This window comes from Mitsuokella sp. AF21-1AC (assembly GCF_003458855.1).
GTDB lineage: Bacteria > Bacillota > Negativicutes > Selenomonadales > Selenomonadaceae > Mitsuokella.
In genome coordinates, this window is sequence record NZ_QRVW01000033.1 from 1 (window position 1) to 26,068 (window position 26,068).

The window sequence follows — 26,068 nt, forward strand, 5'->3', positions numbered from 1 at the left end:
AAAGCGTCCCTGCTCCATGAGTTTGGCAACGGCCAGGATGTGCACATGCGCGCGGCGAATGGGGAATTCCTGGATACGAGCATCGATTACGGGGAGACCTGGTACGAAGTCGGCTTCGGCGGCACGTACCGCCTGAGCCCGTCCGCTACGATGTATGCCGATGCGGAGCGTACCTTCAGCAGCGATATCACAACGAAGTGGCAGATCAATGCCGGCGTGACGTGGCAGTTCTAAAAGAAACAGAGGATAAGATACCCACCTTTCCAGATGCTCGTTCCGATGGTATAATGAGAGCAGCGAACGAGAACGAAGCCCCGCTGCAGCGGGGCTGGATAGGTGGTTTTTTTATGAAAGTCGATTTGAATGAGCTGGCGGCGGCGATGGCGCAGTCGGACGTCCGTCAGGGCTATGTGGATATCGCCAGGGGCAAGGTCATCCTCATGCAGGACAACATGGGTGAGGAAGACGCGCTCGACCATGCCTTTGACATCGAGGAGGACTGGGAGCATTACCTGCCGCTGCCGAACGTCATCGACGAGTGTGAGCATGAGATGATGCAGGCCTTTGCTGCCTCGCGCGAGCGTGAGGATGTCAGGGAGCGCCTCGAGGATATCCTCGCCGGGGCGGGCGCGGCCGCGAGGTTCCACCGCCAGGTGCGCCATCTTTTGCTGCAGCCGGCTTGGGAGGCCTACAAGCGCGCGTATCTGCGCGAAGTCGCACGCGACTGGTGCGAGGAGAACCACATCGCGTACGAAGCCGATGAAGCGGCGCAGCAGGGAGAAACAAAAAAGTTTTAAAGAAAAAATCAAAAAGGTGTTGACAGATGGCCTAGGCTCCTCTATAATAATATTCGTTGGTTGCGAGGGCAGCCAAGAACAGAACAAAACGATGACTCACTAGCTCAACTGGCAGAGCAACTGACTCTTAATCAGTAGGTTCACGGTTCGATTCCGTGGTGGGTCACCATGACTCACTAGCTCAACTGGCAGAGCAACTGACTCTTAATCAGTAGGTTCACGGTTCGATTCCGTGGTGGGTCACCATTTTGACTAGATGGCTCCTTTGGTGACAAAGGAGCCTTTTCGTGTCTTCGGGCCATGCCTGGCATGGCGATTTTTGATAAATATGATGTTGCTTGGTAGGAATGGAGGTTTTATTTTGCGGATCCTGATCTCAAACGACGATGGCATCGACTCGTGCGGGCTCGAGGCCCTGGTCCGGGCGCTTTCGCCCAAACATACGGTGGTCGTCTCGGCGCCGGCACGCCAACAGAGCGGCATGGCCCATGCACTCAACGTCGGCCGACCGCTGGAGCTCCTGCGCGGCGAGCGGCTGCGCGAGGCATACGGCATCGAGGCCTGGGCGGTCGACGGCACGCCGACGGACAGCGTCAAGCTCTACCTCGAGGCGATTGCCGAGGAAAAGCCGGACGTCGTAGTCTCCGGCATCAACCACGGCGCGAATCTCGCGACGGATATCCTGTATTCGGGCACGGTCGGCGCGGCGATGGAGGGCATCTTGCACGACATCTCGTCGTTTGCGCTCTCGCTCGATGTGGACAGCACGATTTCGTATGAGGAGGCCGCCGAGATCTTTGCGGCGCATTTCGAGCGTCTGCTGGCCGATGAGAAGCAGTCGCTCTTCTGGAATATCAATTTCCCGAAGGCCTTCAAGGACGGGGAGCCGCAGTTCGTTTTCGGCCGCCAGGGTAAGCGCGACTACCACAACGCCTTCATCCGCCAGCCGCGCGAGGATGGCCGTGTCTTCTATACGGTGGCCGGTGAGATCTTCGATACGGACAAGAGCAAGCCGACGGATATCTATGCCGTCGAGGCCGGCTACATCGCGGTGACGCCGCTCATGGTCGACCTGACGGACTACCTGGAGCTCGAGAAGAAGCTCGACCGCTGATCGCGCGCCGCCTGTCGGGCTTTCCGGACGGGCGGCTTTTTGGCAGAAGGCAGCAGGCGGGCTGTGCCATGTGGGGAGGCAGCAAACGGATAGAAAAGGTGATTTTAGATGAAGGTAACGGATTCCGTTCAGTATATCAAGGGCGTGGGTCCCAAGAAGAAGGCGGAGCTTGCGCGGCTCGGCATCGCGACGGTGTACGATCTTCTCACGTATTTCCCGCGCACGTATGAGGACCAGAGTGTCTTGACGCGCATCGCGGACCTGCGGCCCGGCGAGCAGCAGACGGTCTCGGGCGTCATTACGAAACTCCAGGAGCGTCAGGGCGGCCGGCGCGGCATGACGATCCTTACGGCGCTCATCGGCGATGGCTCGGGCTTCCTCAAGGTGACGTGGTTCAACCAGAAGTATCTCAAGAAGCAGCTCATAGTCGGGCGCCGCATCTTCGTGACGGGCCGGGCTGCGTATGCATTCGGCGGGCGCGGGCAGTTCGAGATGAGCCAGCTGAGTTCCTTTGAGATCCTGACAGAGGAGACGGGCGAGGAGGAAGCGGCGGCACACTGCGGTATCCAGCCGGTCTATCCGGCGACGGAGCGGCTCAATCAGAAATTTTTCCGCAAATTGCTGCAGGAGGCTCTCGCGGCAGATATCGAGCTTCCTGAGGTCGTGCCAGCTTCTGTCTGTCAGGAGTACCATCTGATGCCGCGCCGCGAGGCGTTCGAGACGATCCATTTCCCGAAGGACTTTGCTGCGCTCAAGGCGGCGCGGCGGCGCCTGGCCTTCGAGGAGCTCTACCTCATCCAGTGCGGCCTGATGCTTTTAAAGAAAAAGGTGCAGCAGAGCGCGGCGGGCATCCGGCACGCAAAGGATGGCGAGCTTCTTACGCGTGTCAGGAAGAGCCTGCCATTCACGCTCACACACGACCAGGAGAGCACCTGGCAGGACATCCGCGGCGATATGGAGCGCGATGTGCCGATGCGCCGCCTCGTGCAGGGCGATGTGGGCTCTGGCAAGACGGTCATCGCGATGCTTGCGCTCGTCAAGACTGTCGAGAACGGCTGCCAGGGAGCCCTGATGGCCCCAACGGAAATTCTGGCCGAGCAGCATTATGAGTCGTTCTGCCGCCAGTTGCAGCCGTTTGGCATCCGCATCTCGTTCTTGTCGGGCCGTCTGACGAAAAAGCAGCGCGAGGCCGTCTACCACGAGATTGCCGCGCATGAGACGGATATCGTCATCGGCACGCACGCGCTTATACAGGACGATGTGCAGTTCAACCGGCTCGGGCTTGTCGTCACCGATGAGCAGCACCGCTTCGGCGTCGCACAGCGCACGGCCCTCGAGAAAAAGGGAAGCTGCGTGCCCGACGTGCTCGTCATGACGGCGACACCAATCCCGCGCACGATGACGCTGACGGTTTACGGCGACCTCGATGTCTCACTGATCCGCGAATTACCGCCCGGACGCAAGCCTATCCGCACGTTCGTGCGCCGCCCGGACCGGCGGCCACTCATCTATCGCTACGTCCACAGCCAGCTCGAGGAGGGGCGTCAGGCCTACGTCGTCTGTCCACTCATCGAGATGAAAGAGGACAGCGACCTGCCTTCGGCTGAGGAGATTTACGACGAATTGCGCTACGGCATTTTCCAGGATATGGCCTGCGGCCTCGTGCACGGCAAGATGCGACCGGCGGAGAAGGAGGCTGTTATGGAAGCCTTCTATAAAGGAGAAATCAAGCTGCTCGTCTCGACGACGGTTATCGAGGTCGGCGTCAACGTGCCGAATGCAAGCATCATGGTCGTCGAGCATGCGGACCGCTTCGGCCTCTCGCAGCTCCATCAGCTGCGCGGGCGCATCGGCCGCGGTTCGTATGCCTCGTACTGCATCCTCGTCTCGGAAGGCAAGACGCAGCAGGCTCGCGAACGCCTGACGATCATGGCGGAGACGTCTGACGGCTTCCGGCTCGCCGAGGAGGATTTGCGTCTGCGCGGCCCCGGCCAGTTCTTCGGTGCCATGCAGCACGGCTTGCCCGACCTCAAGATTGCCGATGTGCTCAAGGACAGCGATATCCTCATCGAAGCGCGCCGCGCGGCCATCGCGAGCCTCAAGCGCCGGGAGGATCTCGACTTCGTGCTGCCCGTGCTCGCGCTGCAGTACCGGGAGCAGTTCCAGCATATCACGGAATCCTGACGTTTGTTTTTCACAAGGCTTGTCAGGACGCTCAAATATGTGTATAATACATGTAAAAATGCGTGCATCCTCTGCGAACGTTTGTCGGGTAAATGCAAGGACCCGAATGGGGGAGGATGTGCCGTTATGCTTTGACTGGAGGCGCATATTTTGACAACAGTAATCGTAAATGGTGCTTGCGGCCGCATGGGCCAGGCCGTATTGAAGGCTGTACAGGAAGCAGACGGGCTTGAGCTCGTCGGTGCCGTGGATATCAAGGGCGGCGCGGATACGGGTACGCTCGTGGGACTGCCGGCAAACGGTATCCTCGTCGAGACGGATCTTGCCGCTGCGCTTGACCGCTTGAAACCGGAAGTCATGGTGGATTTCACGCGTCCGGATGTCGTCTTCGCGAATGTCATGACGGCACTTTCCCATAAGACGTCGCCGGTCGTCGGTACGACGGGCCTCTCGGATGAGCAGAAGGCTGATATTGCCAAAGCTGCCGAGGAGAACGATACGCCGGCTTTCATCGCACCGAACTTCGCCATCGGCGCCGTGCTGCTGATGGTGCTGTCGCGCCAGGCTGCCAAGTACATGCCAGAGGTCGAGATCATTGAATTGCATCACGACAAGAAGCTCGATGCACCATCGGGCACGGCCATCCAGACGGCTGAGATGATCGCGGAAGTCCGCAAGGAGCATCAGCAGGGCAACCCCGATGAGTTCGAGAAGCTCCAAGGTGCGCGTGGTGCGAACTACGAGGGCATGCACATCCACAGCGTGCGCCTGCCGGGCTATGTCGCACATCAGGAAGTCATCTTCGGCGGCCTCGGCCAGACGCTGACGATCCGTCACGATTCGATGAACCGTGAATCCTTCATGCCGGGCGTCGTGCTCGCCGCCAAGAAGGTCCGCAGCCTCAAGGGCCTGACGGTCGGCCTCGACAAGCTGCTCGACTGAGCCATCCCTTTGCCCGTTCTACTATCATTATAAAAAAGGAACTCATCCGGGATTTCCCGGAATGTATGCAGAAAGGAACGATTACCATGAAGAAGTACAACGTAGCGATCCTCGGCGCGACCGGTGCCGTAGGCCAGGAATTCCTGAACCTCATCGAAGAGCGCAATTTCCCCTTTGCCAACCTCAAGATGCTGGCTTCTAAACGCAGCGCCGGCAAGAAGATCCAGTTCATGGGCAAGGAGTACGCGGTAGAGGAGACGACGGATGACTCCTTCAAGGATGTCGAGATTGCTCTGTTCGCGGGCGGCGCAGCCAGCAAGCAGTTCGCACCGGCAGCCGTCAAGGCCGGTGCAGTCGTCATCGATAACTCGAGCGCGTTCCGCATGGACCCGGAGGTCCCGCTCGTCGTGCCGGAGGTCAACCCGCAGGCCATCGCGCGCCACAAGGGCATCATCGCCAATCCGAACTGCTCGACGATCATCATGATGATGGCACTCAAGCCGCTCTATGATCTCTCGAAGATCAAGCGTATCGTCGTCTCGACGTATCAGGCTGTTTCGGGCGGCGGCAAGGAAGCCATGGCTGAGCTCGAGCAGCAGGTCGAGGATATTGTCGCCGGCCGTGAGCCGCAGGCCAATATCCTGCCGGGCGCGAAGTTCCCGAAGCATTATCAGATTGCCTTCAACCTCATCCCGCAGATCGATGTCTTCTATGATAACCTCTACACGAAAGAGGAGATGAAGATGGTCAACGAGACGAGAAAGATCCTCGAGGATGACAGCCTGCGCATCACGGCTACGACGGTCCGCGTGCCGGTCTACCGCAGCCATGCCGAGTCCGTCAACGTCGAGTTCGAGGACGAGGTCAGCGTTGAGGCGGCCCGCAAGGCCATCGACGCCTTCCCGGGTGCCATCGTCCGCGACAATCCGGCTGAGCAGATCTACCCGATGCCGCTCTTCACGTCCGGCAAGAACGATGTCGAAGTCGGCCGCATCCGCAAGGACGAGTCCATCGAGCACGGCCTGAACTTCTGGGTCTGCGGCGACCAGATCCGCAAAGGCGCTGCTCTCAACGCCCTGCAGATTGCCGAGTACATGATCAAGAACGACATGATCTGAATCAAAGCCAGATAACGCAAAACCGCCCTCTCCGGGCGGTTTTTTTATGCTGTTTCCGTGCGCGGGGCTACGCCGCTTGTGAGGACTTGCAGTTGAGTTTTGTTCTGGCCCGTCAGCCCAAGGACCTCTTCCGGCCCTACGGGCCACACCCGGGGATGCCCCGGCATCCCGCGCTTCGCGCCCCCGTGCGCGGGGAAGGCTGCGCTTTGTACGTTCGTATATTCTGCCGAAGGCCACGAGCCCCAAGCCTTCTCCCCGTAGGGAGAAGGGGGACCGCGTTAGCGGTGGAAGAGGTCCATGAACTTGCGGGAAACGATGAATTGCGTTATGATTTCATTAGTGAATTCTTGATAAAATCCTGGAATGCTGACATGGGTTGAGTGAGACACGGGAGGAATCAACGTAGGATGAAGAAGATTTGGACCGGCCTGATGGCTTGTGCTCTGCTGAGCGTATCGTGCGTGCCGGCTTTGGCAGCGCATTCAGAAGGGGCTCTGCAGGCACGGCACGGTGTGGTGCGGCAGGAGCAGGCGAAGGTGGTGTCTGCCGGGGCGGCACAGGGAGAGGCGCGAAAGCATGCAGGGCAGAACGGGGCGCGGCAGGCGGAATCCCGTGTGCCGGGGCAGGCCGCAGGGGAACGCGTGCAGGCGCGGCGGGCGTATGAGCGCCTGGCACAGCGCCTTTATGTGAAATATCGCGATATGGCGGTTATCGGGGACGTCCAGTATGAGAATACGAAGGCGGCAATCCGCAACAACCGCGCGCATCAGACGCCGCTGGCGACGAGCGAGCTGCTCTTTGCGCGCTGCATGCACGACGGCAATTACGCGGAGGCTTCGGCGATTGCCACGATGGCGGTCTTTGACGCCTATAAGCCGGCGGAGCGGGCGCATTTCCGGCTGCGGCAGGCGGAGACGATGATCGTCCGGCAGATCGATTTGCCGGGGACGCAGCGCCTTCTGGAGGAGGCGGCGCGCGAGCTCGCGGAAGCCGGCCCGCATGACGGAGCTTCGCAGCAGGATATGGCTGACGTGCAGGAATATGCAGCCATTGTGGCGAAATACTGTACGTACAGTCCGCGGTAGACCCCTTTCGGCCCTGCGGGCCACTTTCCCCGGGGATGCCCCGGCATCCCGCGCTTCGCGCCCGTGCGCGGGCTACGACGCTTGTGAGGACTTGCAGTTGAGTTTTGTTCTTGCCCGTCAGTCCATGGACCCCTTTCGGCCCTGCGGGCCACTTTCCCCGTGCGCGGGGTTACGACGCTTGTGAGGACTTGCAGTCAAGCATTGCCTTTACCCGTCCGTCCAAAGACCTCTTCCGGCCCTTTGGGCCACCTTCTCCGTGCGCGGAGAAGGCTGCGTTCGTGTTCTGCCGAAGGAAATGAGCCTGAGCGGAGGGATGTATTCCGCCTGGAAGCGCACAGCGATTGCCCGCGGCAATACATGTAGGGGACGAGGGTGCATAAGCGGAGCGTTGGCGCCTGGCGTTAAGAAGGGATTTTTTCCTTGCCAGCTTCCTGGCGAACGGGCGTCGTTCAAGCACCGCGCGTTTCGCACGTTCGTCAGGCTTCATTCCCGAGGAAAAAATCCCTTTAGCCAGCCGGCTTCGCGCAGCGTTGCGCTCTCGTCTCCGCCTTCCACATTTAGCTGTGCGCTGAAGCCGGAATACATCCCGCAGCGCCTTCCCCCTCATCTGCCAGCTTCCTGGCGAACGGGCGTCGTTCAAGCAGCGCGCGTTTCGCACGTTCGTCAGGCTTCATTCCCAAGGAAAAAATCCCTTTAGCCAGCCGGCTTCGCGCAGCGTTGCGCTCTCGTCCCCGCCTTCTATATTCAGCCGCGTGCTGAAGCCAGGATACATTCCGCAGCGCCTTTAATCTTGCGCGGAGAAGGCGGAGAGATGATACCATCAGAAAGTAAGGTGATACGATGACCCAATTGATGAAACTCAGTATGGCACAGATGCGCATGGGAGAGGACCGTGCGCAAAATGAGGAGAGAATGGTGGCGTTTGTCCGCGAGGCGGCGGGCAGCGACCTCCTGTTCTTCCCGGAAATCCAGAATGCGCCGTTTTTCCCGCAGTATCCGCAGCAGGACGTCGCGGCGTATGTGACGCGCGGAGACGATGCGATCATCGGCAGGCTGCGGGAGCTCGCGGCCGCACAGCACATGATGATCTCGCCGAACTTCTACTTTGAGGCCGCGGACGGCCGGCGCTTTGACCGATCGTTCTGGATCGATGCGGCGGGGAAGATTGCGGGCCACGCCTCGATGGTGCATGTCTTTGAGGCGACGCAGTTCTACGAGGTCGACTACTACACGCCGTCGGAGGATGGCTTCAAGGTCTTTGACACGCCGTTTGGCCGCGTCGGCATCGTGATCTGCTTCGACCGCCATCTGCCCGAGAGCATTCGCACGTGTGCGCTCAGGGGCGCGCAGCTCGTCATCGTGCCCACGGCCAACTGCAAGGCCGAGCCGATGGAGCTCTTCGAATGGGAGATCCGCGTGCAGGCCATGCAGAATGAAGTTTTCGTCGCGATGTGCAACCGCGTGGGCCTTGAGGGCGGGATGGATTTTATCGGCGAGTCGCTCGTCGCGGACCCCGAGGGCAATCTCGTCTGCAAGGCTGATGACCGCGAGCAGCTCGTGACGGTTACGCTCGACCTTGCCAAAGCACGGCAGAGACAAGAAAAAGTTCCCTGGCTCAAGCTGCGCCGTCCGGAGTGGTACGGGCCGCAGGCCTGAGCGGGAACTCATTGTGCTTGCTTCATGAGAAGGTATGAGGGCTGGCCGCCATCAGGCCAGTCCTTTTTTGTGTCCCCAGGCGCTGATCTTCGCGTAAAGGGGCGTTGCGACATGGTATTTCTGGCCGAGTGCGACGATGCGGTCGACGAGGCCCGCGAATTCCGATGGACCTCCCTTGGCGACATCGCGCTGCATGGAGGTCGTGAGACCCGGCGCGAAGGCGTCCATGAGCTTCAGTCCGTTTGCCACGAGGTCGCGGTCAAAGGTGATGCCCATGGCCTCGCCGACGGCCTGCACCTCGCGGATGAGCCCGACGAATGTCTCGCGGACTTCGCCCGGCTGCTGGAAATCGTCGCTCTTCGCACCGTAGTAGAGGCCGGCCGCGCCCATCGGCGAGACGAAGCTGAATTTCGTCAGGGCATCGCGCTGGATCTGATCCGTGAAATGCGCGTGGATGTCGGCCGCGCGCATGATGGCCTCGAGTTCCTGCGCCTTTTTCGCAAACGTCTGCGGCTGTCCCGGGCGAAAGCCGTAGAAGACGCGCAGGATGGACTGCGGCTGCGCGATGACGCCGGGCTCTGCAATCTTGGCGAAGACGTAGATGCAGCCGTCGAGCGCCGTGAGGCCGGGCAGCTCTTCCTGCATGACGGCGCCCGAGCCGAAGACGTTGAGGATCGGGATGATCAGCGTCTCCTTGCCCGCACAGTGCTTCGCGAGCGCGATGGCATCAGGCAGGCTGTAGTACTTGACGCAGACGAAGAGCACGTCGGGCGTGTCACCGCTTTTTTCGTACTCCTCCATGGTGCAGGCCCTGACGTTCGGCACGAGGATGTCGCCGCGGTGATTCGTGCGGATAAGCAGCCCCTTTTCGCGCATGGCCGCAAGGTGCCGGCCGCGCGCGATGAAGGTCACGTCATTGCCGGCATGGGCGAGATAGCCGCCGAGGACGCCGCCCGTGCCGCCCGCGCCGATGATGGTGAATTTCATGTGAATACCCCCTTTTTGCTTTATTGTACCACATGGCCGGGCACGGGCAAAGAGGGAGGGAAGCACCTTGCATTGACAGACGGCAGACGGGCCATTATACTAAGGAGAGTATACAAGATTAGAATTTGCTTGCAAAAGGCTCGGCGCCCGGTGCGTGGTGGTATCCAGTATCTGGGGGCCGCCCTTTTTATGTGGACAGGCAAAGGGATGGGAGAGAAGGTTATGAGAAAACAGCAGCAGGCACTGGCGCTGCTCGGCGTCGTCATCATGGTGTTTGCTGGCAATCACTTGCTGGCCATTACGGATCCGGTGGAATCAAACTACGCGCTGACGGCCAAGGAGATGCTCGCAGCCGGCGACTGGATCTCGCCGCGCATTTACGGCAATTTCTGGTATGACAAGCCGATTTTCTTCTACTGGGAGCTGCTCGCGGGTTTCAGCCTGTTTGGCGTCAATGAATTCGCCGCGCGCTTCTTCCCCGCCGTCGTGTCCGTGCTCGACGTGCTGCAGGTCTGGTACTTTGCGAAGAAGCTTTACGATAGAGCGACGGCCTTTCTCGCCGCGCTGATCTTCGCGACAACGACGGCGTTTTTCTACCTCTCGAAGGCCGTCATCACCGACATGACCTTCATCTTTTTCTTCAATTCGGTGCTCATCGCCTTCTACCTGGGCTACCGCAGCGGCAGTCGACGATACTACCTGCTGGCGTTCCTGTTCTCGGGGCTCACGGTGCTCACGAAGGGGCCAATCGGCTTCCTGCTGCCGGGCTTCATCATGCTCGTCTTCCTCTGCCTGCGCAGAAAGCCCCGTGAGCTGCTGCACCTCGGCTGGCTGCCGGGCCTTGCCGTCTTCCTCGTCGTGGGCGGCAGCTGGTATTACCTGATGTACCGCCTGCACGGCATGGAATTCATCACGAACTTCTTCGGCGTGCAGAATTTCCTGCGCGCGACTGTCTCGGAGCACGCGCGCGACGACGTCTGGTTCTACTACATCGTCATCTTCCTGCTGGGCTTCTGCCCGTGGTCGTTCCTCGTGCTCTGGCGCATCAAGAAGACGTGGCGCGATCTTTGGGCCAGGCGCTGGAGCGAGCATGCCGTGTTCCTCCTGACCTGGGCCGTGATCATCCACCTCTTCTTCCAGTGCATGGCGACGAAGTACGTGACGTACACCCTGCCGGCGTTCCTGCCGATGGCCATTCTCGCCGCGCGGCTCCTCAAGGAGCGCACCGTGCTCGTCAAACGGCTCGCGGCCGCCTGCTGGTGCCTCTACCTCGTGCTGACGTTCGCCGTGGCCGTGCCGCTCTGCGGTCAGCAGTCGGGGCGCGCGATCGCTGCAAGTTTAAGGAATCTTAATGTGGATGATGCCCTCGTCGTTAACTGCGGCGACTACAATGTAGAGCGTATCCGGTACAGGACCTCGACGGTTTTCTACTACGGCGGCAATATCCCCGAGCTCATCCACCGTGCCGACATGGAGCGCGTGAAGCCTTCGGGACTCAGCTGGAATGCCAAGAATGTCATGCCATTCCTTGCCTATGAGGACCTGCCGGCGGGGGTGCCGTTCTTCGTGCTCTGTGAGGTGCCGCGCGAGGCCTACCTCAAGGAGCAGCTGCCGCAGGGGACATTTGAGACGGTCGGCGAGGAAAACGGCATGCTCATCATCAAAGTGGTCCTGCCGCCCGCGAAATGACGCGGGAAACGCGAAGAACAGGACCTGAGGGAAAGGAAGCCAGTCATCATGTCAGCCATTAACGAAACACCGAAGCACACGCTCTCAATCGTCGTGCCCGTCTATAATGAAGAAGCCAATCTGCGTCATTTCTATGAGGCCGTCTGCCACGAGATGGCAAAGCTGCCGGACTACGCCTGGGAGCTCATCTTTGTCGACGACGGCTCGGCCGATAAGAGCCGCGCCATCCTGCACGAGCTCGAACAGAAGGACTGCCGCGTCCAGCCGATGCTGCTCGCGCGCAATTCGGGCCATCAGCTCGCGCTGACGTGCGGCCTCGACCACGCGGACGGCGATGCCGTCATCACGATGGACGGCGACATGCAGCATCCGCCCGAGATGATCCCGGCCCTGCTCCGCGACTGGGAGGATGGCTATGAAGTCGTGCAGACCATCCGCGAGGCAACGGAGGACGCTTCGTGGCTCAAGCGCACAACGTCGGCTTCGTATTATAAATTCCTCAACATCATCTCGGAGGTGCCCGTGCAGCCGGGCGGCTCGGATTTCCGCCTGATGGACCACAAGGTCGTCGTCGCGTTTCGCCGCTACCGCGAGCACGCGCGCTTCATCCGCGGTCTCGTGGGCTCGATGGGCTTCCGCCAGAAGCAGGTGCATTTCACGGCGCCGCCGCGCTACGCGGGCGTCTCGAAGTTCTCGCCGCGCAAGATGTGGCGGCTCGCGGTCGACGGCGTCTTCACGTGCTCGACGTTCCCGCTGCGCATCGGGCTCTACGTCGGCTTCTTCAGCATGATGGTCAGCGTCGTCCTGTTCCTGCACGTGCTGTTTGAGACATTCGTGCGCGAGGATACCGTGGCGGGCTGGCCGACGATCATCGCGTGCGTCGCGTTCTTCGGCGGGCTGCAGCTCATGATCCTCGGCATCATCGGCGAGTATCTCGGCCGCACGTACGAGGAGACGAAGCGCCGTCCGCTCTATCTCCTCGAGCGTGGCAAGCCGGCAGACTGCGGGGAGGCGGCTCCCGCGGGCTTTGCCCCGCCGGCAGGTGCAGCGAAGGGACAGGTGAACGGCCATGCAGTTTGACCTCGGGACGCTCAAGCGCCACTTCCTCTCGCGTGAGTTCCTGCTCTTCCTCGTCGTCGGCTGCATCAACACGTTCCTCTGCAGCTTCCTCGCGGAGCTCCTGACGCCGCTTCTCGGCAACGCGAACGTCGCGTTCAACGCGGGCTACCTCCTGAGCAACATCAATGCCTACATCCTCAACGGCTGGCTCGTCTTCCCAACACGTCTGACGCTTGCGCGCTACGTCAAGTTCTTCCTGTCGTACGTGCCGAACTACATCATCCAGAACATCATCGTGCTCGTCTTCTACAACTGGCTCGGGCTGCCGTCGCTCGTGAGCTTCCTCATCGCGGCCGTGCTCGGCGTGCCCATCACGTTCCTGTTCGTCAAGATCTTCGCATTCGGCCGCCGCTGAGGCACAGTCCGGCAAATTCATAGCGAAATTATAGGAATAATAAGATTGACAGTTTGGCCTTCGTATGGTATCGTAATGGTATTCATAGCGAACTGACCAAAGAATGGAGGTTCCTGTGCACCGTTTGTGTGCCGGGACCTCCATTTTTGCATGGAAAACCAGATGAACAGGAGAGATTGAAGATGACAGCAGTGACAAGCAACCGCAATGAGCAGTGGAAACAGGAAAAGGACGGCCTCGACATTTTCGGGGAGATCGAGGCGCTTTCCGGCAAAGCGTTCTCGGAGCTCGACCCCGGCGACGTCGAGCGGCTCAAATGGGCCGGCATCTACGCGCAGCGGCCGCGCGACGGCCATTTCCTCGTGCGCGTCAAGCTGCCGTCGGGCACGCTTTCAGCCGCGCAGGCCGAGGTGCTCGCGGATCTCGCGCACGCGTACGGCAGGGATGAGGTGCAGATCACGATCCGCCAGGCCGTGCAGATCCACAACATCACGCTGCGCGACGCCGTCGTTATCCGCCGCGCCCTCGCGGAGGCCGGCCTGAGCTCCGTCGAGGCCTGCGGCGATGTGCCGCGCACGATCCTCGGCAATCCGCTCATGGGCGTCGACCCCGAGGAACTCCTCGACACGACGCCGCTCGTCGAGGAGACGTACCGCTTCTTCCTCGGCAACCGCGACTTCTCGAACCTGCCACGCAAGTTCAAGGTGTCGATCTCGGCAAATCCGCACGACGCCGGCTTCGCGCGCATCAACGACCTCGCGTTCGTGCCGGCCCGGCGCGCGGGCGAGACGGGCTTTCACGCCTACGTGGGCGGCGGCCTCTCGGCGGAGCCGTACCTCGCGCAGAAGCTGCCGTTCTTCATCCGCCCCGAAGAGGTGCTGCCGGTCGCCAAGGCCGTGGCGACGCTCTTCCGCGACGAAGGATATCGCGAGAAGCGCAATCACTGCCGCTTGAAATACCTCGTCGCGGATCTTGGCATCTGCGCCGTGGCCGCGAAGATCACGGCCCAGACGGGAACGCTCGAAGCTGGCGGCGAGGAGGTCACGGCGCCGTGGCAGTACGGCCGCTTCTACGGCGTCCACGCACAGAAGCAGCCGGGGCTCTCGTATGTCGGCGTGCATCTCGCCAAGGGCCACATCGAGGCCGCGGACCTGCGCGCCTTTGCAGGGCTTGCGAAGACCTACGGCACGGGCCGCCTGCGCACGACGAATTCGCAGAATCTCATCCTGCTCGACATCCCCGCTGAGCGCCTCGACGCATTGCTTGCCGAGGAGCTCTTTGCGCGCTATCCGCTGCAGCCGGGGCTCTTCTCGGGCTACGCGTCGTCGTGCACGGGCAATGCCTACTGCAATTTCGCGCCGATTGAGACGAAGGACCGCCTGCAGCAGCTGACGCAGGCGCTCGATGCGGCGTTCCCCGCGGCCGACGTGCCTGTGCGCATCAATCTGACGGGCTGCTTCCATTCGTGCGCGCAGCCGCAGATCGCGGACATCGGCCTGACGGGCGGCCGCGCGAAGGTCGACGGCGAGGTGACGCCCGTCTACACCGTGCAGGTGGGCGGTTCGCTCGGCCCCGATGCGGCCTACGCTCAGCCGCTTGCGGGCCGCGTGGCAGATGCGAAGCTCTTCGCGGCACTTTGCGCACTCGTCGCGCATTACTTCGCCGTGCGCGAGGCGGGCGAGGCCTTCCACGAAACGGTGCGCCGTACGCCGCTCGCGGACTGGCAGGCCGTCCTTGCGCCCTATCTCGTGTAAAGCAGGCGTTTTTTCGCGGAAACGGTTGTAATTCTGTATCGTTTCGTCTATAATAAAAAGCGTTTTAAGGATTTTACAATTCCATAGACACGGGGAGCTTGCCCGGCGGCCGCAGCGCGCGGCGTCAAAGCAGGCTGAGAGGGAGTTCGTGACTCCGACCCGGGAACCTGATTTGGATAATGCCAACGTAGGGATGCGCAGGAAATGCGATCGAGCGATGTTTCTGCATGTACAGGGAGACGACCAGAGTCAGGTTGCCTCCCTTTTTGTTTTGGCTGGTGGCGTTTTGAGCATGCCGGGACGTTGGGGAGCTGTGATTTTCGGAGGAGGATGCAAGATGGTACGAATCAATGGCGAGCTGCAGGCAAAAGAGGGCCTGAGCGTGGCGGATTATCTGGCGGAGGCCGGCTACGACCGGCGGGCCGTGGCCGTGGAGCACAACGGCGTGATCCTCGCGCGCGAGGCCTACGATACGACGGTGCTCAGCGATGGGGATGAGGTCGAGGTCGTCTGCTTCATGGGCGGCGGCTCGGGCGCCGGTGATAAGGAAGCAAAAGACGATGCACTCGTCATCGGCGGCCACACGTTTCACTCGCGCTTCATCCTGGGCTCGGGCAAGTACTCGCTGAAGCTCATCCAGGCGGCGGTCGAGTATGCCGGCGCCGAGCTCATCACGGTGGCCGTGCGCCGCGCCAACACGAAAGAGAAGGAAAACATCCTCGACTACGTGCCAAAAAATATCACGCTCCTGCCGAACACGTCGGGTGCGCGTACGGCGGACGAGGCCGTGCGCATCGCACACCTTGCGCGGGCGCTCGGCTGCGGCGATTTCGTGAAGATCGAGATCATGCGCGACTCCAAGTATCTGCTGCCGGACAACAACGAGACAATCAAGGCCACGGAAATCCTCGCGAAGGAAGGCTTCATCGTCATGCCCTACATGTACCCCGACCTCAACGCCGCGCGCGACCTCGCAGCGGCCGGTGCAGCCGCCGTCATGCCGCTTGCAGCGCCCATCGGCTCGAACCGGGGACTCGCGACGAAGGAATTCATCCAGATCCTCATCGATGAGATCGACCTGCCGATCATCGTCGACGCCGGCATCGGCGCGCCGTCGCAGGCATGCGAGGCCATGGAGATGGGCGCGGCGGCCATCATGGCCAACACGGCGCTCGCGACGGCCGGCAATGTGCCGCTCATGGCTTCAGCCTTTGGCGACGCCATCCGGGCGGGCCGCAAGGCGTACCTTGCGGGGCTCGGGCGCGTGCTGAGCCGCGGCGCCGAGGCTTCCGACCCGCTGACGGGTTTCCTGCGCAATTGAGGAGGTGGCAGTTATGAAAGAGAATCAGTTCCTCGTGGATTCCAGCCGCCTGAGCGAGGCCGCACTCGCCAAGAAACACCGCCTTGAGCACGATCCCTCGTGCCGCACGGACCCCATGGCCTATCTGCCGGATATGGAAGAGATCCGCTCCGATGTGCGCGAGAAGGTCATCGCGGCCATGAACGCCTACGATCCCGATGCCTACACGATCCAGGACGTCCGTCGCGCGCTCGACCACCGCATCTGCAGCGTCGAGGATTTCAAGGCCCTGCTGTCGCCTGCCGCGCAGCCCCTGCTCGAGGAGATGGCAAGGCGTGCGCGGCTCGAGACGAGCCGCCATTTCGGCAACACGGTCTATCTCTTCACGCCGCTCTACATCGCCAATTACTGCGAGAATTACTGCGTCTACTGCGGCTTCAACTGCTACAACGACATTCAGCGCCTGCAGCTGACGTCCGAGGAGATCGAGCATGAGATGCAGGTCATCGCCAGGAGCGGCATGGAGGAGATCCTGCTGCTCACGGGCGAGAGCAAGACGAAGAGCAGCGTCGCCTACATCGGCGAGGCCTGCAAACTCGCGCGCAAATACTTCCGCAACGTCGGCCTCGAAGTCTACCCGATGAACGTCAGGGACTACAAGTACCTGCATGAATGCGGCGCGGACTACGTGACGGTCTTCCAGGAGACGTATGACCTCAAGAAATACGAGACGCTGCATCTTATGGGCCACAAGCGCGTCTGGCCGTACCGCTTCGAGGCGCAGGAGCGCGCGCTCATGGCCGGCATGCGCGGCGTCGGCTTCTCGGCACTCCTCGGCCTCGCGGATTTCCGCAAGGATGCGCTCGCAACGGCACTGCACGTCTGGCATCTGCAGCGCAAGTATCCGCAGGCGGAATTCTCGCTGTCGTGTCCGCGCCTCAGACCCATCATCAACAACGAGAAGATCAACCCGCTCGACGTCGGCGAGCGCCAGCTCTGCCAGATTATCTGCGCGTACCGCATCTTCCTGCCGTATGTCGGCATCACCGTCTCGTCGCGCGAGAGGGCGTCCTTCCGCAACGGCATCGCGAAGATCGCGGCGACGAAGATCTCGGCGGGCGTCTCGACGGGCATCGGCGACCACGAGGAGAAATACACGGGGAAGGAGACGGAGGAGAAGGGCGACGCGCAGTTTGAGATCTGCGATTCCCGCAGCCTCGGCAGCATGTACCACGATATGGCCGCCGAGGGCCTGCAGCCCGTCCTCAACGACTATGTCTATCTCTGATGTCATCTGCGTGACGAATCGCCATGTGTTTGCCCATGAAGAGGATTTCCTCGCGCGCCTGGCCGCGATCGCTGCTCACCAGCCGCGGGCCATTGTGCTGCGCGAGAAGGACCTAACGGAAGAAGCCTACGAAACGCTCGCGCAAAAGGTCCTTCATCTCTGCAAAGAGGCGGGGGTCCCCGGCATCGTGCACGGCTTCCCTGACGTGGCCAGGCGCCAGCATGCCGCAGGGGTGCATCTGCCGTTGCCTCGTCTTCGCCGCCTCGTCCCGGCAGAGCGCTCCTCCCTGGCGTCTTTCATGGAGCTTGGCACCTCGTGCCACAGCGTCGCGGACGCGCAGGAAGCTGTGCGCCTCGGCTGCACGTATATCTTTGCCGGCCACATCTTTGCAACCTCGTGCAAGCCGGGCCTGCCGCCGCGCGGGCTGGACTTCCTGCAGGCGGTCACCGCCGCCGTGCCGCTTCCCGTCTACGCCATTGGCGGCCTGACGCCCGCGCGCGTGCCGCTCGTGCGCGCAGCCGGGGCCCAAGGAGCCTGTGCGATGGGCAGCCTGATGCAGGGGAGCCTCTGGCTCTGATGCACCCTGCGCATGTGTAATACTGTATACATAAAAAGAGGGGTTGACGCCGGCAGGGCCGGAAGCTATAATAGACACATCAGCAAGAGAACAAGAGGCAATGGAGCCCCGCGAGAAACCTAGGTACCAGGTTCTGCGGGGCTTTTTCTGTTCTTCAGGCTGACTGCATATCCGCAACATTCCTAACATCATCAACTCAGAAATGGACAATGGCGTCCAGTGGTTCCCTGCCGCGAGATTCTCGCGGGAGCGGGGCGGCTGGGCGTCTTTTTCGTTTCACTCCCCTTCCTGCGGCTATGCAAAGCAATTATCCCAAATTCGTCTTCGGACCAAGAAAGGAAATGATTCACATGATTGATACGGGCGATACGGCCTGGGTCCTCATCAGTGCGGCCCTGGTCTTCATCATGACACCTGGTCTGGCTTTCTTCTACGGCGGCATGGTCCGCAGCAAAAACGTCCTGACCACGATTATGCAGAGCTTCTTCATCGTAGCGATGATTTCCGTTGAATGGATCATCCTCGGCTATGCCATGACGTTTGGCACGGATATCGGCGGCTTCATCGGCAGCCTCGACAAGATTGGCCTTGCGGGCGTCGGCCTCAATGTGCTGGAGAACGGCACGATTCCGGAACTCGCATTCGTCGCCTTCCAGTGCATGTTCGCCGTCATCACGCCGGCCCTCATCACGGGTGCATTTGCCGAACGCATGCGCTTCGCCGCCTTTGCTGTCCTCATCCTGCTCTGGGCCATCCTCATCTACAACCCGATGGCTCACTGGGTATGGGGCGGCGGCTTCCTCGCTCAGCTCGGCGCCCTTGACTTCGCCGGCGGCCTCGTCATCCACATCCTTTCCGGTGTTTCCGGCCTAACCATCTGCATCCTGCTCGGTGCACGCCGCGGCTATGGCCAGTTCGCCATGCTGCCGCACAACCTGCCGATGACGGTCCTCGGCGCAGCGCTCCTCTGGTTCGGCTGGTTCGGGTTCAACGCCGGCTCGGCCCTTGGTGCCAACGGCCTTGCAGCCAACGCGTTCGTCACGACGCAGGCTGCCGCCGCTGCCGCCACGGTTTCCTGGGTCCTCGTTGAGTGGATCCGCAACGGCAAGCCGACCATCCTCGGCGCCGCATCCGGCTGCATCGCCGGCCTCGTCGCCATCACGCCGGCTGCCGGCTTCGTAAAGCCCATGCCTGCTGTCTGCATCGGCCTCATCGGCGGCATCGTCTGCTACCTCGCCGTCGCCGTCCTCAAGGAGAAGCTCGGTTACGATGATTCCCTCGACGCCTTCGGTGTCCATGGCATCGGCGGTACCTGGGGCTCGATTGCCACAGGCCTCTGGGCCACGACGGAAGTCAACCCGGCTGGTGCCGACGGTCTCTTCTACGGCGATTCGCATCTGCTCTTCGCGCAGGTCGTCTCGGTCATCGTCGCTTATGCGCTGGCCATCGTCGGTACCTTCATCCTCTTCAAGATCGTCAGCGCCTTCATGAAGGTCCGCGCCGACGAGACGGAGGAGATTGCAGGCCTCGATGTCGTCGAGCACGGCGAGCGCGGCTATGCCAGCGCCATGATGGCCGGCAGCCCGATCGTCGCATCGCTTGAGAACTCCAGCGAGATGCTCGCGAACACGATTTTAAACACGCAGAAAGAGTGAGGCAGCCATGAAGATTACAAAAGTAGAGATCATCACCCGCGCCAGCAAACTCGAAGAACTCAAGCAGGCGCTCAACGATATCGGCGTGCTCGGCATGACAGTCAGCCAGGTATTCGGCTGCGGCCTCTCGAAGGGCCACACGGAAGTCTACCGCGGCAAGGAGTACGACATCAACCTCGTGCCGAAGATCAAGCTCGAGACGGTCGTCTGCGAGATTCCGGTCGAGCGCGTCCTCGAAGTCGCACAGAAAGCCGTGCGCACGGGCAACATCGGCGATGGCAAGATCTTCGTCTACGAGCTCACCGACGCCGTCCGCATCCGCACGGGCGACCGTGGACCGCAGGCCATCATGGACATCCCCGAAGAGAAGAAAGGATGACCTGTTCACATTTGCAAACCCCTTCTAATTCCATACACAATGCATAGATGAAACAGAGGCCGCGCCGGTTTTCCGGCTGCGGCCTCTGTTTCTTTCAGCTCTATAATTGAAATTCAAATTTGAATTTGATATAATAAAAACAAAATGAAATTTGAATTTGAAATCCGGGTAAGAATCAGAAGAGCAAAAGACGCAACAGGCAAAGGGGAAGGGGTCTATCATGAAACAGCCAAAGAAAATCGCGGCCGTCCTGGTACTCATCGTGCTGATTGGCGGTATCTGGTACGCGTATCAGCGCCATGAGCAGCAGGCAAGGCTCGCGGCGGCGCGCGAAATCACGCTGTCGGGGAACGTCGACGTGCGCGAGATCACCGTGGCCTTCCGCGAGAGCGACCGCATCAGGGATCTCCTCGTGGAGGAAGGCGATACGGTCAGGGAGGGCGATGTGCTCGGCCATCTCGACAGCGATGAACTTATGCTCACGCTGCGCAAGACCGACGCGCAGATCGCCGCGCAGCAGAGTACGGTCGACAAGCTCCACAACGGCACGCGCACGGAGGAGGTCCGCCAGGCCGAGGCGCGTTTGCGTTCGGCACAGGCCGCGGCTGAGTATGCACGGGGCGTCTACATGCGCCGCCAGGCCATCTACGACAGCGTCGAGGGCGTGAGCGAGCAGGAGCTCGACAATGCGCGCACCGAGGCCAATGCCAAGGAGGCGGCCGTCGCCGAAGCATCGCAGGCCCTGCAGGAAGCACAGGCCGGGCCGCGCGAAGAGGATGTGCGCGAGGCGGAGGCTACCTTGAAGTCCCTGCAGGAGGAGCGCGCGCGTGAGGCGTACGTGCTCTCGCAGTACGAGCTCAAGGCACCGGCCGACGGCGTCATCCGCTCGCGCCTGCTGGAGCCCGGCGACATGGCTTCGCCCTCGGCACCCGTCTTCAAGCTCTCGCTGCTCGACAAGAAATGGGTGAGGGCTTACGTCAGCGAGACGGATCTTGGCCGCATCTACGAGGGCCAGGCGGCCGACGTCTACATCGACAGCCGGAAGGACCAGCCAATCCACGGGCAGATCGGCTACATTTCGGATACGGCGGAATTCACGCCGAAGACCGTGCAGACGGATGAACTGCGCACGGCGCTCGTCTACGAGGTGCGCGTTTACGTGACCGACGACGACAATGTGCTGCGGCTCGGCATGCCGGCAACGGTCCGGATTGCCTTATGAGTGCGCCAGGGCGGCTGAGGATCCGCGCCGTTTATGGGGCTGATACGCGAAATCGCAGCGGCGGACCGGCAGGGGAAGGAGGCGAAGCGTGATGACAGGAGAGGAAAAGGAGGCTGGCGGTGCGCAGCGTGACGTCATGAAGGACGGCATCATCGAGGCGCGCGGCCTGCGCAAGGTCTTTGCGGGCAAGCACGGCACGGCCGTCGCGCTCGAAGCCCTCGATCTCACGGTGCCGCGCGGGCAGATCACGGCGCTCGTCGGCCCCGACGGCGCGGGCAAGACGACATTCATGCGGCTCGTCTGCGGCCTCATGAAGCCGACGGCCGGCAGACTGCAGGTCGCGGACCTCGACGTCACCAGGCGGCCGCAGCAGGTGCAGGACGTCCTGAGCTACATGCCGCAGCGCTTCGGTCTCTACGAGGACCTGACGGTGCTCGAGAACATGGAGCTCTACGCGAGGCTGCACGGCGTGCCGGAAGACTTGCGCGAGCAGCGCTTCCGACACCTGCTCGCGATGACGGAGCTTGCGGCCTTCACGGGCAGGCTTGCGGGCAGGCTGTCAGGTGGCATGAAACAGAAGCTCGGCCTTGCCTGCACACTCGTGCGCTCGCCGGAGCTGCTGCTGCTCGACGAGCCGACCGTCGGCGTCGACCCGCTCTCGCGCCGCGAGCTCTGGGAAATCCTGTTGAAGCTCGTGCGCGAAGAAAACCTTTCCGTGCTCGTGAGCACGGCCTATATGGAAGAAGCCGCGCGCTGCAAGAGCGTCTTTGTGCTCAACCACGGGCGGATCCTTGCAAGCGGCACGCCTGAGGACCTCTCAGGGATCGCCGCAGGCTGCTGCTACCGTGCCGTGCCGCCAGCAGGCATGGCGATGCGTACGCTGCAGGACAAGCTGCTCGGTGAAGATACCGTGCTCGATGCCGTGCCGGCAGCTGGCGGCGTGCGCTTCACGACGCGCGGGCGTCCTGAGGAGCTCACGGTCCTCCGGGAACTCGGGCTCACGGCCAAGCCGCTCGTGCCGCGCCTCGAGGACGGCTTCATGATGCTCCTCAAGGACGACGAGGCAAGGCAGGCGGCCTCAGCCGGCGAAGAAAATGTGGTCATGCCGCCGGCAGAAAACGAGCCGGCACCGGCTCAGGATGCAGGCAGCGCCATGGACGCCGGGGCCCCCGTGGAAATCGAGGTGCGCGATCTCGTCAAGAAATTCGGCGATTTCACGGCCGTCTCGCACACATCCTTCGATGTCCATCGCGGCGAAGTCTTCGGCCTGCTCGGCCCGAACGGCGCGGGCAAGACGACGACGTTCCGCATGCTCTGCGGCCTTTTGCCCGCGACCTCCGGCAAGCTGCGCGTCGCGGGCGTCGACCTGCGCACGGCACGCACGCAGGCGCGCGCGAACATCGGCTACGTCGCGCAGAAGTTCTCGCTTTACGGCGGCCTTTCCGTCTACGAGAACCTGCGCTTCTTCGGCGGGGCCTGCGGCCTCTACGGCCGTCACCTGCGTCAGCGCATCGCGGCCGTCATGGAGGAATTTCAGCTCAAGGATCAGGAAGATACGCGCGCGGATCATCTGCCCGGCGGCTACAAGCAGCGCCTGTCGATGGCGGCAGCCCTCATCCACGAGCCCCGGATCCTGTTCCTTGACGAGCCGACGAGCGGCATCGACCCGCTCGCGCGCCGGGCCTTCTGGCAGCAGATCACGCACCTTGCGGCGCGCGGCACGACGATCATCATCACGACACACTTCATGGAGGAAGCGGAATACTGCGACCGCTTCATGATCCAGGATCACGGAAAGCTGCTTGTGCTCGGCTCGCCCGCCGAGATCCGCCGGCGGCTCGGGCGTCAGGACGATGCGATGGACGATATTTTCGTGGCGATTGTCGAGCAGGGAAGAGGGGGCGAGCATCATGAATAAGGGCTTTTTCCGCAGGCTCCTCGCGCTCACGCACAAGGAGATGCTGGAGCTTTTGCGCGACCAGAGCAGCCTGCTCATGGGCATCGTGCTGCCGCTCATCCTGATTCTCATCATCGGCTACGGCTTGAGTCTCGACGTCAAGAACGTGCCGACGGCCGTCGTGCTCGAGGATTCCTCGCCGACGGCGCGCCAGTTCGTGAGCTTCACGCAGGGCTCCGAGTACTTCCGGCCCGTCTTCCTGCATTCGATGGCGGAGGCCGAGCAGAAGATGCGCACGCATGAGGTGACGGCCGTCCTGCGCGTGCCACAGGACTTCACGCGCCGCCTCGCGACGCGCGACGCCACGGTCCAGCTGATCCTCTGCGGCACGGAATCGACGACGGCCATGTCGGCGCAGGGCTACGTCGAATCAAGCGTGCTCGCCTGGGCGGCGGAGCAGGGCCTCACGAGCCGTGCGAAGGGACAGGTCGCCGTCACCTCGCGCATCTGGTTCAACGATGCCAACACGAGCACCTGGTTTTACCTGCCCGGCATCCTCATGCTCGTGCTCACGATCAGCGGCGTGTTCCTGACGGCCGTCGTCATGGCGCGCGAGTGGGAGCGCGGCACCTTTGAGTCGCTCTTCGTGACGCCGATGCGCATCGCCGAGCTCATCTTCGCCAAGATGATCCCGTACTTCGGCGTCGCCTTTCTGGGCATGACGCTTTGCCTGCTTGCGGGCCGCTACCTCTACGAGCTGCCGATGCGCGGCTCCCTCGCCCTGATCCTCGGCGAATCCATGCTCTACCTCGTCGTGGCGCTCGGCATCGGGCTCGTGATCTCGGCGCTGACGCGCAATCAGTTCCTGGCCTGCCACACCTCGCTGATGATCAGCTTCCTGCCGTCGGTCCTGCTCTCGGGCTTCATCTTTGACCTGCACGTCGAGCCCTGGTTCATCCAGCTCGTCAGCGAAATCTTTCCGACGACGTACTACCTCGAGCTCATGAAGTCCCTGTTCCTCACGGGCAGCTATCCGCCGCTCATCGTGCGCGACACCCTCGTGCTGCTGGGCTTTGCCGTCTTTTTCCTCTGGCTGGCCTTCTATCTGACGCGAAAGGAGCTCAAAGAATGAATCTCATGCTTTTCCTGCGCCATCTCTTCTTTCTCTGCCAGAAGGAACTCATCGGCCTGTTCAGCGACCGGCGCATGCGCTTTCAGCTCGTCATGCCCATCCTGCTGCAGGGCTTCCTGTTTGGCTACGCGGCCAACTACAACCTCGAGGACATCCCGTACGCCGTCGTCGATGCCTCGCATTCCTCGGCCTCGCGCAGCTTCCTCGCGGCGATTGAGGGCTCGCCGGCCTTCTCGTGCGCGGCGGCGGGGGAGCGCGTGGCCGATGTCACGGACGCGCTCTACCGCAGCGACGTGCTGCTGATCGTCGTGATCCCGGGCGATTTCGACACGCAGCTTGAGAAGGGCCAGGCGCCCGTCGAGCTCATCACGGACGGCCGCAATCCGATGATCGCGGGCATGACGTCGCGCTACGTCACATCGATTGCCTCGGAATGGAGCCTGCAGCAGACGGGCGGCCATCTGCCCGTTACCGTCGAGAGCCGCACGTGGTTCAACCCGAACCAGCTGAGCCGCTGGACGTTCCTGCCGTCGTTCCTCGCGATGATCGCCTTCGTGCAGGTCATGTTCCTCGCGGGGCTCTCCATCGCGCGGGAGCGGGAGCTCGGCACCTTTGACCAGCTGCTCGTCACGCCGCTCTCGCCGACGGAGATCCTCATCTGCAAGGCCGTGCCGCCCGTCCTCGTCGGGCTTTTCCAGAGCATGATGCTGTTTCTCATCGTGCGCTTCTGGTTCGAGGTGCCGTTTGCGGGCTCGTTTGTCACGCTGTTTACGTCGATCTTCGTCTTCCTCGTGAGCACGACAGGACTCGGGCTCTCCATCTCGTCGATCTCGCGCAACATGCAGCAGGTGCTCGTCTACCTGCTCGTGCTGATGATCCCGATGGTGCTGCTCTCCGGCCTCGTGACGCCGGTCGATAACATGCCCGAGGCTCTGCAGCTCGTGACGTGGGCGGATCCGATGCGCTTCATCGTCGACGCCGTGCGCCGCATTTATCTCGAGGGCGCGGGCTTTGCGGAAATCGGCTTCGACTTCATCCCGATGCTCGCCGTCGCGGCCGTGACGATGCCGGCAGCGGGCTGGCTCTTCCGCCACAAGGCGGCTTGATACAGAAAGGTGATTGTATGAAAAAGATACAGAGGGAAGACGGGCAGGCCACGCGCGAAAAACTCCTGACGTGCGCGGGTCGGCTCATCGCCGCCAAGGGCTACGAGGCGACGACGAGCAAGGAGATCTGCGAGCTCGCGGGCACGAATCTCGCGGCCGTCAACTACCACTTCGGCAGCCGCGACGGCCTCTACGAGGAGCTGCTGCGCGTCGTGCACCAGCACCTCATGAGTCTCGACGCCATCCAGGACATCGAGGCCTCCGCCGCACCGCCGCGCGCGAAGATTCGCCGCTTTCTCGCGACATTTTTGCGCCAGACCCTCATCAAGCCGTCCTGGGAGCTGCGCGTCTGGGCGCGGGAACTCCTGCATCCTTCGCCGCTCTTCGAGGAAATCTTCACGCAGAACATCGTGCCGAAGCGGGACCTCATGCTGCGCATGTTTGCCGAGTACACGGGGCTCGCGGCCGACGACGTGCGGCTGCGCGGCATCGTCATCGGCTTCATGGCGCCGTTCGCCGCGGCCTTCCTCATCCATCAGGAGTCACAGTATGAAGTCCTCTACGAACGCGAGCTCTCGCTCGTCACGCTTGTGCGCAGCCTCGAGCAGTTCGCCTTTGCCGGGCTTGACTCCTTTGTCGTATCCCGGTCTGAGACAGAATGAATGGTCATGGGGGCTGTGAAATAACAGATCCCCAAAAACAAGAGGGCCGC

At 61.9% G+C, this 26,068-nt stretch carries 23 protein-coding genes, 2 tRNA genes, 1 pseudogene and 1 riboswitch; of the genes and pseudogenes, 25 read left to right on the plus strand and 1 reads right to left on the minus strand.

Annotated elements, in window-relative coordinates:
* From DWX75_RS10480 to DWX75_RS10525, 10 genes are all read left to right on the plus strand, one after another.
* Positions 1 to 234 (plus strand): autotransporter outer membrane beta-barrel domain-containing protein (locus DWX75_RS10480; RefSeq protein WP_118016266.1); only part of this gene is annotated, 234 nt, incomplete at its 5' end.
* 113 nt (positions 235 to 347) lie between these two features.
* Positions 348 to 797 (plus strand): UPF0158 family protein, encoded by a 450-nt coding sequence (locus DWX75_RS10485; protein ID WP_118016267.1) that lies wholly within the window; start codon positions 348 to 350, stop codon positions 795 to 797.
* Between the two features lie 93 nt (positions 798 to 890).
* Positions 891 to 966: transfer RNA gene (locus tag DWX75_RS10490), tRNA-Lys, on the plus strand.
* Between the two features lies 1 nt (position 967).
* A tRNA-Lys gene (locus DWX75_RS10495) sits at positions 968 to 1,043 on the plus strand.
* A 115-nt stretch (positions 1,044 to 1,158) separates the two neighbouring features.
* Complete coding sequence (surE, locus tag DWX75_RS10500) at positions 1,159 to 1,911, plus strand: 5'/3'-nucleotidase SurE (RefSeq protein ID WP_199497598.1); 753 nt, start codon at positions 1,159 to 1,161, stop codon at positions 1,909 to 1,911.
* A 108-nt stretch (positions 1,912 to 2,019) separates the two neighbouring features.
* Positions 2,020 to 4,095, plus strand: a complete 2,076-nt coding sequence (gene recG / locus DWX75_RS10505) for an ATP-dependent DNA helicase RecG (protein ID WP_118016268.1) — start codon at positions 2,020 to 2,022, stop codon at positions 4,093 to 4,095.
* A gap of 150 nt (positions 4,096 to 4,245) precedes the next feature.
* Positions 4,246 to 5,037 (plus strand): 4-hydroxy-tetrahydrodipicolinate reductase, encoded by a 792-nt coding sequence (dapB, locus tag DWX75_RS10510; protein ID WP_118016269.1) that lies wholly within the window; start codon positions 4,246 to 4,248, stop codon positions 5,035 to 5,037.
* 86 nt (positions 5,038 to 5,123) lie between these two features.
* Positions 5,124 to 6,155 carry an aspartate-semialdehyde dehydrogenase gene (locus tag DWX75_RS10515; RefSeq protein ID WP_118016270.1) on the plus strand — a complete coding sequence of 344 codons (1,032 nt, stop codon included), beginning with the start codon at positions 5,124 to 5,126 and terminating at the stop codon, positions 6,153 to 6,155.
* A gap of 407 nt (positions 6,156 to 6,562) precedes the next feature.
* On the plus strand, positions 6,563 to 7,240 hold the full coding sequence (locus tag DWX75_RS10520; protein WP_118016271.1) for a hypothetical protein: 678 nt from the start codon (positions 6,563 to 6,565) through the stop codon (positions 7,238 to 7,240).
* Between the two features lie 852 nt (positions 7,241 to 8,092).
* The gene (locus DWX75_RS10525; RefSeq protein ID WP_118016272.1) at positions 8,093 to 8,896 is read left to right on the plus strand and encodes a carbon-nitrogen hydrolase family protein; all 804 of its coding nucleotides are present in this window, start codon (positions 8,093 to 8,095) and stop codon (positions 8,894 to 8,896) included.
* 51 nt (positions 8,897 to 8,947) lie between these two features.
* On the opposite strand, the gene DWX75_RS12015 is transcribed toward DWX75_RS10525, so the two are convergent.
* A complete protein-coding gene (locus tag DWX75_RS12015) occupies positions 8,948 to 9,883 on the minus strand; it encodes a ketopantoate reductase family protein (protein WP_147671595.1) in 936 nt (311 codons plus the stop codon).
* A gap of 222 nt (positions 9,884 to 10,105) precedes the next feature.
* On the opposite strand from DWX75_RS12015, the gene DWX75_RS10530 reads away from it, so the two are divergent.
* From DWX75_RS10530 to DWX75_RS10595, 15 genes and pseudogenes are all read left to right on the plus strand, one after another.
* The gene (locus DWX75_RS10530) at positions 10,106 to 11,572 is read left to right on the plus strand and encodes a glycosyltransferase family 39 protein (RefSeq protein WP_158558797.1); all 1,467 of its coding nucleotides are present in this window, start codon (positions 10,106 to 10,108) and stop codon (positions 11,570 to 11,572) included.
* A 48-nt stretch (positions 11,573 to 11,620) separates the two neighbouring features.
* The gene (locus tag DWX75_RS10535) at positions 11,621 to 12,652 is read left to right on the plus strand and encodes a glycosyltransferase family 2 protein (RefSeq protein WP_118016274.1); all 1,032 of its coding nucleotides are present in this window, start codon (positions 11,621 to 11,623) and stop codon (positions 12,650 to 12,652) included.
* Positions 12,642 to 13,046: a GtrA family protein gene (locus DWX75_RS10540; RefSeq protein WP_118016275.1), complete on the plus strand. Its 405-nt coding sequence runs from the start codon at positions 12,642 to 12,644 to the stop codon at positions 13,044 to 13,046. The genes DWX75_RS10535 and DWX75_RS10540 overlap by 11 nt, the downstream gene beginning before the upstream one ends.
* Positions 13,047 to 13,228: 182 nt before the next feature.
* Positions 13,229 to 14,800: a nitrite/sulfite reductase gene (locus tag DWX75_RS10545; protein ID WP_118016276.1), complete on the plus strand. Its 1,572-nt coding sequence runs from the start codon at positions 13,229 to 13,231 to the stop codon at positions 14,798 to 14,800.
* An 80-nt stretch (positions 14,801 to 14,880) separates the two neighbouring features.
* Positions 14,881 to 15,011: riboswitch (TPP riboswitch) on the plus strand.
* Between the two features lie 126 nt (positions 15,012 to 15,137).
* Positions 15,138 to 15,317, plus strand: a pseudogene (gene thiS / locus DWX75_RS12235) (sulfur carrier protein ThiS); the annotation flags it as partial.
* Entirely contained in the window at positions 15,318 to 16,121 is an 804-nt protein-coding gene (locus tag DWX75_RS10550; RefSeq protein WP_233519575.1) for a thiazole synthase, read from the plus strand.
* A gap of 13 nt (positions 16,122 to 16,134) precedes the next feature.
* Positions 16,135 to 17,388 (plus strand): 2-iminoacetate synthase ThiH, encoded by a 1,254-nt coding sequence (gene thiH / locus DWX75_RS10555; RefSeq protein WP_118016278.1) that lies wholly within the window; start codon positions 16,135 to 16,137, stop codon positions 17,386 to 17,388.
* Positions 17,375 to 17,965, plus strand: a complete 591-nt coding sequence (locus tag DWX75_RS10560; protein ID WP_118016279.1) for a thiamine phosphate synthase — start codon at positions 17,375 to 17,377, stop codon at positions 17,963 to 17,965. The genes thiH and DWX75_RS10560 overlap by 14 nt, the downstream gene beginning before the upstream one ends.
* 350 nt (positions 17,966 to 18,315) lie before the next feature.
* Positions 18,316 to 19,620, plus strand: a complete 1,305-nt coding sequence (locus DWX75_RS10565; protein WP_118016280.1) for an ammonium transporter — start codon at positions 18,316 to 18,318, stop codon at positions 19,618 to 19,620.
* Positions 19,621 to 19,627: 7 nt separating this feature from the next.
* On the plus strand, positions 19,628 to 19,999 hold the full coding sequence (locus DWX75_RS10570) for a P-II family nitrogen regulator (protein ID WP_118016281.1): 372 nt from the start codon (positions 19,628 to 19,630) through the stop codon (positions 19,997 to 19,999).
* Positions 20,000 to 20,219: 220 nt separating this feature from the next.
* Positions 20,220 to 21,221, plus strand: a complete 1,002-nt coding sequence (locus DWX75_RS10575) for an efflux RND transporter periplasmic adaptor subunit (protein ID WP_118016282.1) — start codon at positions 20,220 to 20,222, stop codon at positions 21,219 to 21,221.
* A 91-nt stretch (positions 21,222 to 21,312) separates the two neighbouring features.
* Entirely contained in the window at positions 21,313 to 23,139 is a 1,827-nt protein-coding gene (locus DWX75_RS10580; RefSeq protein ID WP_233519573.1) for an ATP-binding cassette domain-containing protein, read from the plus strand.
* Positions 23,132 to 24,250, plus strand: coding sequence for an ABC transporter permease (locus DWX75_RS10585; protein WP_118016283.1), 1,119 nt, complete (start codon positions 23,132 to 23,134; stop codon positions 24,248 to 24,250). The genes DWX75_RS10580 and DWX75_RS10585 overlap by 8 nt, the downstream gene beginning before the upstream one ends.
* Positions 24,247 to 25,356: an ABC transporter permease gene (locus DWX75_RS10590; RefSeq protein ID WP_118016284.1), complete on the plus strand. Its 1,110-nt coding sequence runs from the start codon at positions 24,247 to 24,249 to the stop codon at positions 25,354 to 25,356. Before DWX75_RS10585 ends, DWX75_RS10590 begins: the two co-directional genes overlap by 4 nt.
* Positions 25,357 to 25,373: 17 nt before the next feature.
* Positions 25,374 to 26,018, plus strand: coding sequence for a TetR/AcrR family transcriptional regulator (locus tag DWX75_RS10595; RefSeq protein ID WP_118016285.1), 645 nt, complete (start codon positions 25,374 to 25,376; stop codon positions 26,016 to 26,018).
* Positions 26,019 to 26,068 lie beyond the last annotated feature (50 nt).